This is a genomic window from Curtobacterium sp. MCBA15_016 (genome assembly GCF_001865105.1).
GTDB lineage: Bacteria > Actinomycetota > Actinomycetes > Actinomycetales > Microbacteriaceae > Curtobacterium.
The window spans coordinates 88,677-102,085 of record NZ_MJGR01000002.1; the positions used below are offsets into that span (position 1 = coordinate 88,677).

Sequence of the window (13,409 nt, forward strand, 5' to 3'; positions counted from 1 at the left end):
CCAAAGGCCACCCAGCAGGCATTCCGGCAACGTTCAGCCCGGGCGAGCCGTCGCCGCCCGGCGTACCCCGCTACGCCAGCGCCGCCGTGATGTACGCCTGCAGGGCCAGCCCGTACGCCTCCGCAGCGTCGTCGGAGGTGAAGGAACGATCAGCGCCGTCGACGGTCGCGACCACCGTGAACCCCGCTGACAGGGACACGAACGCCGGCCCGAGCAGCCCACGCAGCTGGTCCTCGCGCGGGAGCCAGAGGGACTCCGCGGCGTCGACCGAGTCGAGCGCCCACTCGGTCGTCCCGTTGAACCCGAGCACCGTCCCCGAGGGGTAGTCGTGCCGCTCCACGGTCATCTCGGACACCGTGTAGACGTCGTCGTCGACACCCGGCTTGTCGATCACGAACCGGTCACCGGTCGTCGGGTGCCACCGCAGGCCGGCGTCGCGCAGGGCGGTGGCGAGTGCAACACTGATCACGTCTTCCAGCCTGCCACTCGCAGTCCTGCAAGGTCGCCGTACTAGCATCGCCGAGCACCCCGACGCGCGACCGCACCAGCGTTCCGCGCGCGCGACGCGACGACGCCCGGGCAACCGGTGCCGCGCCTCCCGGCCGAGAACCCGGCCACGAGGCGGGCCCCCGGCCGGCGTCCCGACCGCAGCGGACACCAACCCGTCCGCCGAAGAGAAGGACCCGCATGACCCTCGAACGCGAGGAACTCCGCGACGGCTGGACCGTGACCATGGCGGGTGAGGCGCCGCCAGCAGGCGCGCCGGCCGACGTCGTGGGCCGGACCATCGGCGCCACCGTGCCGGGGCAGGTCCACACCGACCTCGAGCGCGAGGGGCTGCTGGCGGACCCCACGTTCGACCGGAACGAGGACGGCGCCAAGTGGGTCGGCCGGGCCGACTGGTCCTACCAGCGCTCCGTCGACGTCGACCCGCGGGGCTTCGAGCGCGTGGACCTCGTGTGCGACGGGCTCGACACCGTCGCCGAGCTCAGCCTGGACGGCGTCGTGGTGGGGACGACGCGGAACATGCACCGCCGCTACCGGTTCGACGCTCGAGACAGCACCGGCGGCGTCGGCCGCGGGGAGAAGACGCTCGAGCTCCTGTTCGAGTCGCCCTACCGCGAGGCGGGACGCGTCGCGGCGAAGGCCGGCAGCATGCCCGGGCCCTACGACGAACCGTTCCCCTACATCCGCAAGATGGCGTCGAACTTCGGGTGGGACTGGGGGCTGACGGCGGTCACGAGCGGTCCGTGGCGACCGGTCGCGATCGAGCGCTGGTCGACCGCCAGGCTGCGCGACGTCCGGCCCCTGGTCGACGTCGAGGCGGGCGAGGGCGTGCTGGACGCGCACATCACCGTCGAGCGCTCCGGGCTGAACGACCTCGACCAGGATGGCGAGGACGACGACCTCGTGCTCGTCGTGACGGTCAGCGGAGCGACGGCCGAGGGCGGCACCACCCGCCAGCGCTCCCGCGCACAGCTGACCCCGCGCGACGACGAGACCGTGGTCACCGTGCGGGTGCCGGAGGTCCAGCGGTGGTGGCCGCGTGGCTACGGCGCGCAGGACCTGTACGACGTCGTGGTCGAGCTGCAGACGGTCGACGGCGAGGTCCTCGACCGCTCGACGTTCCGCACCGGTTTCCGCTCGACGCGCATCGAGACGACGTCCGACAGCATCGGCAAGCCGTTCAACGTCCACGTCAACGGCACGCTCATCGACGTCCGCGGCGTGAACTGGATCCCGGACGACGTCATCGTCTCGCGGGTGTCGCGCGACCGGGTCGAGGACCGTCTACGCGCGGCAGCCGACCTCAACGTCAACCTCGTGCGGGTCTGGGGCGGCGGGGTCTACGAGTCGAACGACTTCTACGAGGTCTGCGACGAGCTCGGACTGCTCGTCTGGCAGGACTTCCCGTTCGCCTGCTCGGCCTACCCCGAGGGCGAGCCGATCCGCAGCGAGGTCATCGCCGAGGCCCGGGACAACGTCGCCCGGCTCGCACGGCACCCCTCGCTCGTGCTCTGGAACGGCAACAACGAGAACATCTGGCTGCACGAGGTCGACGGCTGGGAGGCCTCGCTCGAGGGCCGCGGCTGGGGCCTGGACTACTACCTCGACCTGCTGCCGACGATCGTCGACGCGGTCGACCCCTCCCGCTTCTACACGGTCGCCTCGCCGTGGTCGGGCTCCGAGTCGCTCCCCGCGAACGACGTCGACCACGAGACGCACCACTCGTGGGACGTCTGGAACCGTCTCCCGGACACGGCCTACCGCGACTCGGTGCCGCGCTTCGTCTCGGAGTTCGGCTGGCAGGCACCGCCCGCGTGGCGCACGCTGCGCGACGCGGTGCGGGACTCGCCGCTCGCGGTGGACTCGCCCGGTGTCGTCCACCACCAGAAGGCCGCGGACGGCATGGGGAAGCTCGCGCGGGGCCTCGAGCCGCGGTTCGGCTCCGTGGCGCCGGCCGAGTTCGACCGGTGGCACTACCTGACGCAGCTGCAGCAGGCGCGCGCCATCGCGACGGGCGTCGAGCACTGGCGGACGCACTGGCCCCGGAACACCGGCGTCGTCGTGTGGCAGCTGAACGACCTCTGGCCGGTCTCGTCGTGGTCGGCGATCGACTCGGCCGGGCGGCTGAAGCCGCTGGCGCACGAGCTGCGGCGGCTCTACGACGACGTGCTGCTGACGATCCGTCCGGTGTCCTCGGTCGCGACTGCGGTCGGGTCCGGTCCGGCGGGCGGGTCCGGTCCGGTGGTCGGGTCGGGTCCGGCGGGCGCGTCCGGTCCGGCGGGCGCGTCCGGTTCTGCGGGCGAGCCGTCGGGGCAGCCAGGAGGCGCGGATCGCCCGACCACGTCGGCCTCCGTCGGTGAGACGGCCGATCTGGGCGACCTGGCGGACACGCTCTCGCTCGGGGTGTCGCCCGGGTCGTTCGGCAACGCGCCCATCGAGGTCGCCGTCCGCTCGACCCGCACGGGGCACGACAGCGTCGTCCGCGTGCGGCGGGTCACCCTCGCGGGGACGGTCCTCGCGGAAGCGTCGCTCCCCGTCCGCCTGTCCGCCGCCGGTGTCGCCGTGGTGGCACTGCCGGAGTCGGTCGGCGTGGTGGACGACCCGACGAACGAGCTCGTCGTCGCGGACATGGACTGGCGACGGGCGGTGTGGACCCCGGGACCCGACAAGGACATGCGCTGGGAGCCGGCACGCTACCGGACCGCCTTCACCGCGGCTCCCGACGGCGACGGCCTCGACCTCGTCGTCGAGGCGGAGGGCCTCGTGCGGGACCTCCTCTTCCAGCCCGACCGGGTCGCACCCGGGGGCACGGTCGACCGCGGGTTCATGACCCTGCTGCCGGGGGAGCGGGTCGCCTACCGACTGCGCGGCGTGACCGAGGCGGACATCCCGGCGCTCACTGCGGCTCCCGTGGCGTGGACGCTCGCGGACGTGCTCGACCATTGATATGCAGAACTCCAGCGTGATATTCTGATCGGAGTGCCGTTCCGTCCTCTCGCATGACGGCGGCACCCGGTCGGTCCCCCCGGCCGGTGGCCGACTGGAGGGCTCCCGATGTCACTCGCGATGCGACCGCTGAGCGCGGTGTCCCGTTCCGTCGAGGTCGTCGGGCGTCCGACCCGCAGCCGGACCCGCCGCAGCCGTGCGACGGGCTTCGGCCTGGCGGGGCTCGACCTGGGGTTGTTGCTCGTCGCGTTCGCCGTCGCCCACGTGGTCCGGTTCCCCGGTGAGCTCCCCGCGGGTTCGAGCGCTGCCGGGTGGACCGAGTTCGTGGTCGCCCCCGTGATGATCGTGGCCTGGATGGTCCTGCTCACGGTGTCCCGCAGCCGAGACCCGCGCATCGTCGGCGTCGGCGGCGACGAGTTCCGGCGACTCATCACCGCGAGCCTCGTCACCGTCGCGACGGTGGCCGGGGTCGCGTACGCCGTCCAGGTCGACCTCGCCCGTGGCTACGTCGCCATCGCGTTCCCGCTCGGGCTGCTCCTCCTCGCGATCGGTCGGAAGGCCGTCCGGACCGTGCTCGCTCGACGTCGCTGCCGGGGCGAGGGGCTGCAGGACGTCCTGCTCGTCGGCGACCTCGACGACGTGACCTACGTCGGACGGCGCATCGCGGCCACCCCCGCCGCGGGGTACCGCGTCCGGGCGATCATCTCCGACTGCGTCCGGGCCGGGTCCCGGGTACCGCTCGGGGACACGAGCGTCCCGGTGATCGACGGGGTCGACGCCGTCCTCGACCGGGCCCAGAGCGAACCGGTGGCCGCCGTGGTGGTCGCCGGCGCGATCCGGGGCGGGCACGAGCGACTCCGGCGGCTCGGATGGCAACTGGAAGCGCACGGCGTCGAACTCGTGGTCTCCTCGCCGCTGGCGGACATCGCCGCCGGCCGGGTGCACGAACGACCCGTCGACGGCCTGCCGCTCATGCACGTCGAGACGCCCGACTACCGGCGGCGGATCGGCAAGCGGACGCTCGACGTCGTCGGCGCCGGCATCGGTCTGCTGCTCCTCGCGCCGGTGTTCGCCGTCATCGCCCTGGTCATCCGCGCGGACGACCGTGGCCCCGTGTTCTTCCGCCAGACCCGCGTGGGGCGCGACGGGCGGGAGTTCCCGATCCTCAAGTTCCGTACGATGTGCGTCGACGCCGAAGCCCGGATGGCCGCGCTCGAGCAGGAGAACGAGGGCGCGGGGCCGCTCTTCAAGATGAAGCACGACCCGCGCATCACCCGGGCCGGTGCGTTCCTGCGTCGGACGTCCCTCGACGAGCTGCCGCAGCTGTGGAACGTCCTGACCGGTTCGATGAGCCTGGTGGGCCCCCGACCCGCCCTCCCGCGCGAGGTCGCCCTGTACGAGGACTTCGCCGACCGTCGGCTGCTCGTGACCCCGGGCATCACCGGGCTCTGGCAGGTGAGCGGCCGCTCGGACCTCGACTGGGCCGACGGTGTCCGACTCGACCTGCACTACGTCGAGAACTGGTCCTTCGTCCACGACGTCGTCATCCTCGCCCGGACCATCCCGTCCGTGCTGCGCTCCCGAGGCGCCTACTGACCCGGTCGCGCCTGACCCGCGACCGGCACGCGCACCCCCGGGCTGCAACGGCAGTCCGGGGGTGCTGCCTGTGCGAACGGTGTCCGTTCGGGTGCCCGGCCTGGGTTTCCCGACCGGTGCGAGTTACGATGGGTGCACGACGGACTTCCGCCGCACGCGTCGACGGTGACTCGGAGACGGCGACCAGATCCAGATTCAAGGAGTCATGATGCTCGGAAACCTCGGTGGCGTACACCTGCTGATCATCCTCGGGATCGTCATCCTGCTGTTCGGTGCGACCAAGCTCCCGGCACTCGCCAAGGGCCTCGGGCAGTCGATCAACATCTTCAAGAAGGAGATGGGCGACGACGAGAAGAAGGCCAAGGGCACCGACCCCGGCGTGCAGACCACGACCGTGACGAACACCGCGGCCGAGCCGGCTCCGCAGCCGGTCGTCAACCCCGGCCCGTCGGTCCAGCCGAACTCGGACTCCAGGAACTAGGACCCCAGCCCCGTCCTGTCGGCAGCCCCCGCGACCCCATCGGTCGCGGGGGCTTCGTCGTGTCCGGCGAGTTGTCCACAGGTCCTCCCGGGGGCAGGCGGGACCGCGCGCGGTGGCGGAGGATGGGCACATGACGACCCCAGCCCCGGCGGCCACGGCCCCGCTCCGCGACGACCGCCGTGTCGTGCTCGTCGTCGCGATCCTGTCGTCCTTCGTCGTGGGACTCGACTCGAGCGTCGTGAACGTGGCGCTCCCCGCCATCCGCGACGAACTCGGCGGGGGACTGGTCGTGCAGCAGTGGACGGTGGACGCGTACCTCGTGACGCTCGGTTCGCTCATCCTCGTGGCCGGCAGTCTGTCCGACCTGTTCGGCCGCGTCCGCATCATCACGTGGGGCCTCGTGGTCTTCGGGATCGCCTCGATCGTGTGCGCGATCGCCCCCACGGGCGAGGTCCTCATCGTCGCCCGGGCGCTGCAGGGCGTCGGTGGTGCGCTCGTGACCCCGAGTGCCCTCGCGCTCATCGTGGCGGCGTTCCGCGGTGCGGCGCAGGCGAAGGCGATCGGCACGTGGACGGCGTGGTCGAGCGCGGCGACGATCCTCGGGCCGGTCGTCGGCGGCCTCGTCGTGGACGGCATCGGCTGGCGGTGGATCTTCGTGCTGACGGCCGTGCCGATCGCGGTGACGATCCCGCTCGTGTCGCGGATCTCGGCGGACGTCCGGGTGGGGCCGCGGGCGCACGTGGACGTGGTCGGCGCCGTGCTGGCGGTCGTGGGCGTCGGTGGTGTCGTCCTCGGGTTGATCGAGCAGGAGCGTCTCGGGTGGGGCGCGCCGGTCGTCCTCGCCGCGCTGGTGCTCGGCGGGGCAGCGCTCGTGGCGTTCGTGCCGTGGGAGCTCCGCGTCACCCGCAGGCACGGTGCACCCCTGGTCCCGCTCGAGCTCTTCCGTGCGCGGAACTTCACCGTCGGCAACCTCGCGACGCTGTCGATCTACGGGGCCCTCGGGATGGTGTTCTTCGTCGTGACGCTGTTCCTGCAAGAGGTCTGGCGGTTCCCGGCCTGGCTCGCCGGCCTCGCGACGCTGCCCCCGACCGTGATGCTCCTGCTCCTCTCCACCACGGTCGGGTCGTTGGCCGGCCGCTGGGGTCCGCGGTGGTTCATGGCCGCCGGTCCCGCGATCGCCGCGGTCGGGGCGCTCCTGCTGCTCTTCGCCGGTGACGAGCCGATCGGGTACTGGTGGTCGGTGCTCCCCGGTCTGGTGCTCGTCGGAGCGGGGATCGCGTTGATGGTGACGCCGCTGACGAGTGCGGTCCTCGGGTCGGTCCCGCAGTCGGAGGCGGGTGCGGGCTCGGCCGTCAACAACGCGATCGCGCGGATCGCCGGGCTCGTCATGGTCGCGCTCGCCGGGATCGTCCTCGGCGGTGCCGTGAGCGTCGAGGGACTGCACCGCGCGATGGTCGTGATGGCGCTGCTGCTCCTCGCCGGCGCACTCGTGAGTGCCGTCGGCATCCGGAACCCGCGGCGGGAATCTCCCGCTGCGAACGCAAGTTGAGTGGAGTAGACTCAACTACAGGACCACCGCAACGAAAGGACGGAACGCATGGCGAACCTCCAGGGCGCTCCTGACTCGCAAGAGCGACAGAAGACCGCCCTCGAGCAGTACGGCGTCGACCTCACGGCGATCGCCCGCAACGGCAAGCTCGACCCGGTGATCGGGCGGGACGCCGAGATCCGGCGCGTCTCCCAGGTGCTGACGCGTCGCACCAAGAACAACCCCGTGCTCATCGGGGAACCCGGCGTCGGCAAGACGGCCGTCGTCGAAGGACTCGCCCAGCGGATCGTCGCGGGTGACGTCGCCGACTCCCTCAAGGACAAGCGGCTCGTGTCGCTCGACATGTCCGCCCTCATCGCCGGCGCGAAGTACCGCGGCGAGTTCGAGGAGCGGCTCAAGGCCGTGCTCAAGGAGATCAACGACTCTGACGGGCAGGTCATCACGTTCATCGACGAGCTGCACACCCTCATGGGCGCCGGTGGGGGCGAAGGGTCCGTGGCCGCGTCGAACATGCTCAAGCCGATGCTCGCGCGCGGTGAACTCCGGCTCATCGGCGCGACGACGCTCGACGAGTACCGCGAGTACATCGAGAAGGACGCCGCCCTTGAGCGGCGCTTCCAGCAGGTCTTCGTGGGGGAGCCCAGCGTCGAGGACACCGTGGCGATCCTCCGCGGCCTCAAGGAGCGCTACGAGGCGCACCACAAGGTCACGATCAACGACTCCGCGCTCGTGGCCGCGTCGAGCCTGTCGAACCGGTACATCTCCGGGCGGCAGCTGCCCGACAAGGCGATCGACCTCATCGACGAAGCCGCGAGCCGGCTCCGGATGGAGATCGACTCGAGCCCGGTCGAGATCGACGAGCTCAAGCGCACCGTGGACCGGTTGCGCGTCGAGGAGTTCGCGCTGAAGCAGGAGAAGGACGACGCGTCGAAGGCTCGGCTGGAGACGCTGCGGGCCGAGCTCGCGAGCCGCGAGACCCTGCTCGGCGAACTCGAGCAGCGGTGGCAGGCCGAACGCGCCAGCCTCAACCGCATCGGTGAACTGAAGCAGCAGCTCGACGACCTCAACATGCGCTCGCAGCGGGCACAGCGCGAGGCCGACTACGAACTCGTGTCGCGCATCGAGTACAGCGAGAAGCCCCGGATCGAGGCCGAGCTCGCCGCCGCCGAACAAGCTGAGCAGGCCGACCGGATGGTGAACGACAGCGTCACCGACGAGGACATCGCCGCCGTAATCGCGCAGTGGACGGGCATTCCCCTCGGGCGCCTGCTGCAGGGCGAGACCGAGAAGCTCCTGCACCTCGAGAACGAACTCGGCCGCCGGATCATCGGGCAGCGCTCCGCCGTCTCGACCGTGTCGGAAGCGGTCCGTCGCACCCGCGCGGGCATCTCCGACCCGGACCGTCCGACGGGCTCGTTCCTGTTCCTGGGCCCCACCGGCGTCGGCAAGACCGAGCTGGCCAAGGCGCTCGCCGAGTTCCTGTTCGACGACGAGAAGGCACTCGTCCGGATCGACATGAGCGAGTACGGCGAGAAGCACTCGGTCGCGCGGCTCATCGGCGCCCCGCCCGGGTACGTCGGCTACGAGGCCGGCGGGCAGCTCACCGAGACCGTCCGGCGTCGCCCGTACTCCGTGGTGCTGCTCGACGAGATCGAGAAAGCCCACCCCGAGGTCTTCGACGTGCTCCTGCAGGTCCTCGACGACGGCCGCCTGACCGACGGCCAGGGCCGGACGGTGGACTTCCGGAACACGATCCTCATCCTGACGTCGAACCTCGGGTCGCAGTTCATGACCGACCAGTCGATCACCGACGTGCAGCGCGAGGAGGCTGTCCGCGAGCTCGTCCAGCAGGCCTTCCGCCCCGAGTTCATCAACCGACTCGACGACATCGTGGTGTTCCAGGCGCTCACGCAAGAGGACCTCGGCCAGATCGTGTCGCTCTACGTCGACCGGCTCGCACGCCGGCTGACCGACCGCCGACTGGAGCTGGCCGTCACCCCGGACGCCCGGGCCTGGCTCGCCGAGCGCGGGTACGACCCGGTGTACGGAGCGCGTCCGCTCCGTCGGCTCATGCAGCGGCAGATCGACGACCGGTTGGCGCGGGCGATCCTCGCCGGTGACGTGCGTGACGGGGACACCGTCCGCGTCGACGTCGCCGCAGGCGGCGATGAGCTGACGGTGGAGCCGTTCGAACTCGCGGAGATCGTCGAGGAGTAGGCGGCGCACTGGACGTGACGGCCTGGAGGTGCGGTGCCGGTTCCTGGGACCGGTACCGCGCCTCCAGGCCTACCGTCCAGGGCATGCCTGGGATCCGAGCGTTCCGTCGCCTCACCGACGCCGTCGAGCACGCGAGCGTGCTCGACAAGGCTGTCGACATCGATCGTTCCGTGGTGAACGCCCTCGCGAAGCCGAAGGCACTGCGCCAGCTGCTCCACGGCGTGCCGTTCGGGCACCCGCTGCACCCGCTCATGGTGCAGGTACCGCTGGGTGCGTGGATCTCGGCGGCGGTGCTCGACCTGATCGGCGGGAAGGGGAACGCGCGGGCGGCGAAGACCCTCGTCGGTGTGGGGCTGGTGTCGTCGGGCAGCGCCTCGGTGGCCGGCTACGTCGACTGGTCGGAGCTCGATCGTGAGCAACTCCGCACCGGTTGGGTGCACCAGGCCGTGAACTGGGTGGGCATCTCGCTGTACGGGCTGTCGTGGATGCAACGGAAGTCCGGGAACCACGGGGCAGGCAAGCTCCTCGGGTTCGCGGGGCTCGCGGTCGTCGGCGTCGGCGGGTACCTCGGTGGGCACCTGGCCCACCGGCAGCGTGCGGGTGTGAGCAAGCACGGCGAGGTGCCGTTCGACGCCTGAGCGCGGGTGCTGATCATGCCTGGTCATGACCAGTTCGTCAAGCGCCGTCGATCATCCGTTCCACATCCGTGATCCCCCGGAAACATGCGGATCGCGATTGTCCACAGCCTGCCGGTTCGTGGTTGACATCCCCGCGTGATGGGTCTTTACTCACCATTACGCAACGTCCTTTCATAAAGGTCGGACCAAGGGAGTCAACGTGACACGCACGCGTTTCGCCGCACTCGGTGCGCTCGCCCTCGCAGGCGCGCTCGCCCTCACCGGGTGCTCCGCCGGAAGCAACGGAGCTTCCGACGGCGGCACGAAGTCCATCGGCACACCCGATGGCAAGGGCAAGACCCTCACCGTCTGGATCATGAACGGCGACCTCAGCCCGAAGATCCTCGACGTCGCCGAGAAGCAGTTCACCAAGGCCACCGGCGCCAAGGTGAAGCTGCAGCTCCAGCAGTGGGACGGCATCACCACGAAGCTCACCACGGCCCTCGCACAGAAGGACGCGCCGGACGTGGTCGACCTCGGCAACACGCAGGTACCGGTGTACGCGGCGACAGGTGGCCTGATGGACCTCTCGCCGTACAAGGACGAGCTGGCCGACGGGCAGACGTGGCTCTCCGGGCTCGAGGGCCCGGCGACCGTGGACGGCAAGCTGTACGGCGCCCCGCTCTTCGCCGGCAACCGTGCGGTGATCTACAACAAGAAGATGTGGGCCGACGCCGGGGTGACCGACGTCCCGAAGTCCTACGACGAGCTCACGGCCGACCTCGACAAGGTCAAGGCGAAGAACCCGCAAGCGGACTTCTCGGCGTTCTACATGCCGGGGCAGTACTGGTACGGCGGGCTGCAGTGGGTGTGGGACGCCGGTGGGCAGATCGCCACCGAGAAGGACGGCAAGTGGAAGGGCGCGATCGACTCCGCCGACGCCGTGAAGGGCCTCACCGCGTGGAAGGACTTCCAGAACTCGTACTCGGCGAAGTCCACGCAGGACATCAACACCGACAAGCCGGCCGAGTCCGACGTCTTCGCACAGGGCAACACCTCGGCGATCCTCGGGTCCGCGTGGGAGATCGGTTCGATCACCACGGCGAAGCCCGAGCTCAAGGACCAGATCGGCACCTTCGCGATGCCGTCGAGCACCGCGGGCAAGACGCAGCCGGTGTTCCTCGGTGGCTCGGACCTCGGCATCCCGTCGAAGTCCGCCAACCAGGACCTCGCGCTGTACTACACGAAGATCCTCACCTCGAAGAAGTTCCAGCAGGACCAGGTGTTCGGGGTCGACGGCTGGGAGCCGAACTCCACGCAGCTGCTCGACGCGGTCGCCGGTGACGTGGACGAGCTCCACAAGCCGTACTTCGCGGCCGCTTCCACCAGCCGTCCGACGCCGGCGACCCCGGGCTGGGCGACGATCGAAGGCGACTCGACGTTCCAGACGATGTTCGCGGACGTCGCCACCGGTCGGAAGACGCCGAAGCAGGCAGCCGAGGGCTTCTCGGAGCACCTCACGACCGCGCTCAACGCGCAGCAGTAGTTCGATGACCTCCACTGCGGAGCGGGTCCCCGGTTCGGCGCAGGCCGAGCCGGGGACCCGGCGTGGGTCGACGGGGCGTCGCGGTCCCACCGGGCCGGGCGGCCGCGCAGGACGTCGATCGCTCACCTCGTCACGAGCGCCGCTGGTCCTGCTCGCACCGGCTGCGCTGCTGCTCCTCGCGCTCGTCGTCTACCCGCTCGTCCGCCTGGTCGTCATCTCCTTCCAGGACTACGGGCTGCGGGCGATCTTCACCGGGCAGGCCGGGTTCGCCGGCTTCACGAACTACACGAACGTCCTCACCGACGCCAGCTTCTGGCCGGTCATGCTGCGCACCGTGCTCGTCACGGGCGCGATGGTGATCGGGACCATCGGCATCGGCATGGCGGTGTCCCAGCTGCTGACCCGGCTCGGTGTCGTCATGCGCACGGTCGTGAGTGTCGTGCTCGTGCTGGCGTGGGCGATGCCGAACGTCGCGTCGAGCCTGGTCTGGCAATGGCTCTTCCAGCCCTTCTACGGCGTGCTCAACTGGCTCATCACTCAACTCGGGGTGTTCGGCGACCACACGCAGGACAACTGGGCGTCGAGCCCCGGGCAGGCGCTGACGATCGTGCTCTCGCTCGTGATCTGGCAGGCGGTGCCGTTCGTCGCGCTGACGCTGTACGCCGCGCAGTCCCAGATCGCGCCCGAGTACTACGAGGCCGGGGCGCTCGACGGGGCGTCCGCGTGGGCGATGTACCGCTCGATCACCCTGCCGGCGCTCGTGCCGACGCTGCTGCTCGTCACGATCCTCTCGGTGATCTGGGACTTCAACGTCTTCAACCAGATCTGGCTGCTCACCAAGGGTGGCCCCGAGGACACCACGCTCACCCTCGGCATCTGGACGTTCGTGAAGTCCTTCGTGTCGAACGCGTACGGGCAGGGCGCGGCGATCGCCGTCATCTCGACGCTGATCCTCGGGGCGCTCACCAGCTACTACATCCGCCGGCTCGTCCGGAGCGGGGAGGAAGACCTGTGACGACGACGACCACCCCCGGTGTCACCGGGGCGACCGCTTCCGAGACGCAACCGGACGTGACGGGGGCGGGTCGCGCCTCCAGGCCCGGTCCGATCGCGCCGGTGCGCGCGCGCCGACGCAGGCCGCGGGTCGTGGCGAACACGATCGCGGTGGTCTTCTGCCTGGTCTGGGTGTTCCCGATCTACTGGATGGTGAACACGGCGTTCAAGCCGTCGGACGAAGTGACGACCCTCACGCCGATCTGGCTGCCGCTGCGGCCGACGCTCGAGAACTTCACGCGGGCGCTGACGCAGGACGGGTTCCTCGTGTACCTGCGGAACTCCGCGATCGTGGTCGTGGCGGCCGTGCTGCTGTCGATCGTCGTCGGGTTCCTGGCGTCGGCGGCGCTGTCGCGCTTCCGGTTCCGTGGCCGGCGGGCGATCCTCGTGGCGATCCTCTTCGTGCAGATGATCCCGTCGGGTGCTCTGCTCATCCCGCTGTTCCTGTCGTTCCAGTCGCTCGGGCTGCTCAACAGCTACATCGGGCTGATCCTCGCCTACGTCGCGAGCGTGCTGCCGTTCTCGATCTGGGTCATGCGGGGGTTCTTCGTCGCGGTGCCGGTCGAGATCGAGGAAGCCGCGAAGGTCGACGGTGCGGGGACGTTCCGGATCCTGTGGAGCGTGCTGTTCCCGCTGGTGATGCCGGGGGTCATCGCCACGAGTGTGTTCGCCTTCATCGCTGCGTGGAACGACTACCTGACGGCCTACGTGATGCTCAAGGACCAGGGGATGTACACGCTGCCGGTGTGGCTCGCGGGGTTCTCGACGAACAAGGGGACGGACTTCGGCGGGCTCATGGCGGCGAGTGTGCTGTTCTCGATCCCGGTGGTGATGTTCTTCCTCATCGTGCAGCGGCGGCTCGTGAGCGGGATGACCGCGGGGGCCGTCAAGGGCTGA

The 13,409-nt window shown here is 70.3% G+C and carries 10 protein-coding genes; 9 read left to right on the top strand and 1 reads right to left on the bottom strand.

Annotated features, from left to right (window positions below; all coding sequences use genetic code 11):
• Positions 1 to 70: 70 nt before the first annotated feature.
• Positions 71 to 469: a pilus assembly protein CpaE gene (locus BIV03_RS01730; protein ID WP_070417075.1), complete on the bottom strand. Its 399-nt coding sequence runs from the start codon at positions 467 to 469 to the stop codon at positions 71 to 73.
• 218 nt (positions 470 to 687) lie between these two features.
• On the opposite strand from BIV03_RS01730, the gene BIV03_RS01735 reads away from it, so the two are divergent.
• From BIV03_RS01735 to BIV03_RS01775, 9 genes are all read left to right on the top strand, one after another.
• The gene (locus tag BIV03_RS01735; protein WP_071294413.1) at positions 688 to 3,453 is read left to right on the top strand and encodes a glycoside hydrolase family 2 protein; all 2,766 of its coding nucleotides are present in this window, start codon (positions 688 to 690) and stop codon (positions 3,451 to 3,453) included.
• A 108-nt stretch (positions 3,454 to 3,561) separates the two neighbouring features.
• A complete protein-coding gene (locus BIV03_RS01740) occupies positions 3,562 to 5,049 on the top strand; it encodes a sugar transferase (RefSeq protein WP_071294414.1) in 1,488 nt (495 codons plus the stop codon).
• Between the two features lie 205 nt (positions 5,050 to 5,254).
• Complete coding sequence (gene tatA / locus BIV03_RS01745; protein ID WP_306577014.1) at positions 5,255 to 5,530, top strand: twin-arginine translocase TatA/TatE family subunit; 276 nt, start codon at positions 5,255 to 5,257, stop codon at positions 5,528 to 5,530.
• Between the two features lie 130 nt (positions 5,531 to 5,660).
• The gene (locus BIV03_RS01750; RefSeq protein WP_071294415.1) at positions 5,661 to 7,079 is read left to right on the top strand and encodes an MFS transporter; all 1,419 of its coding nucleotides are present in this window, start codon (positions 5,661 to 5,663) and stop codon (positions 7,077 to 7,079) included.
• Positions 7,080 to 7,127: 48 nt separating this feature from the next.
• The gene (locus BIV03_RS01755) at positions 7,128 to 9,296 is read left to right on the top strand and encodes an ATP-dependent Clp protease ATP-binding subunit (RefSeq protein WP_083403134.1); all 2,169 of its coding nucleotides are present in this window, start codon (positions 7,128 to 7,130) and stop codon (positions 9,294 to 9,296) included.
• 83 nt (positions 9,297 to 9,379) lie between these two features.
• Positions 9,380 to 9,934, top strand: coding sequence for a DUF2231 domain-containing protein (locus BIV03_RS01760; protein ID WP_071294416.1), 555 nt, complete (start codon positions 9,380 to 9,382; stop codon positions 9,932 to 9,934).
• A gap of 199 nt (positions 9,935 to 10,133) precedes the next feature.
• The gene (locus BIV03_RS01765) at positions 10,134 to 11,459 is read left to right on the top strand and encodes a sugar ABC transporter substrate-binding protein (RefSeq protein WP_071294417.1); all 1,326 of its coding nucleotides are present in this window, start codon (positions 10,134 to 10,136) and stop codon (positions 11,457 to 11,459) included.
• A 4-nt stretch (positions 11,460 to 11,463) separates the two neighbouring features.
• The gene (locus BIV03_RS01770) at positions 11,464 to 12,474 is read left to right on the top strand and encodes a carbohydrate ABC transporter permease (RefSeq protein WP_083295087.1); all 1,011 of its coding nucleotides are present in this window, start codon (positions 11,464 to 11,466) and stop codon (positions 12,472 to 12,474) included.
• A 131-nt stretch (positions 12,475 to 12,605) separates the two neighbouring features.
• Complete coding sequence (locus tag BIV03_RS01775) at positions 12,606 to 13,409, top strand: carbohydrate ABC transporter permease (protein WP_254790681.1); 804 nt, start codon at positions 12,606 to 12,608, stop codon at positions 13,407 to 13,409.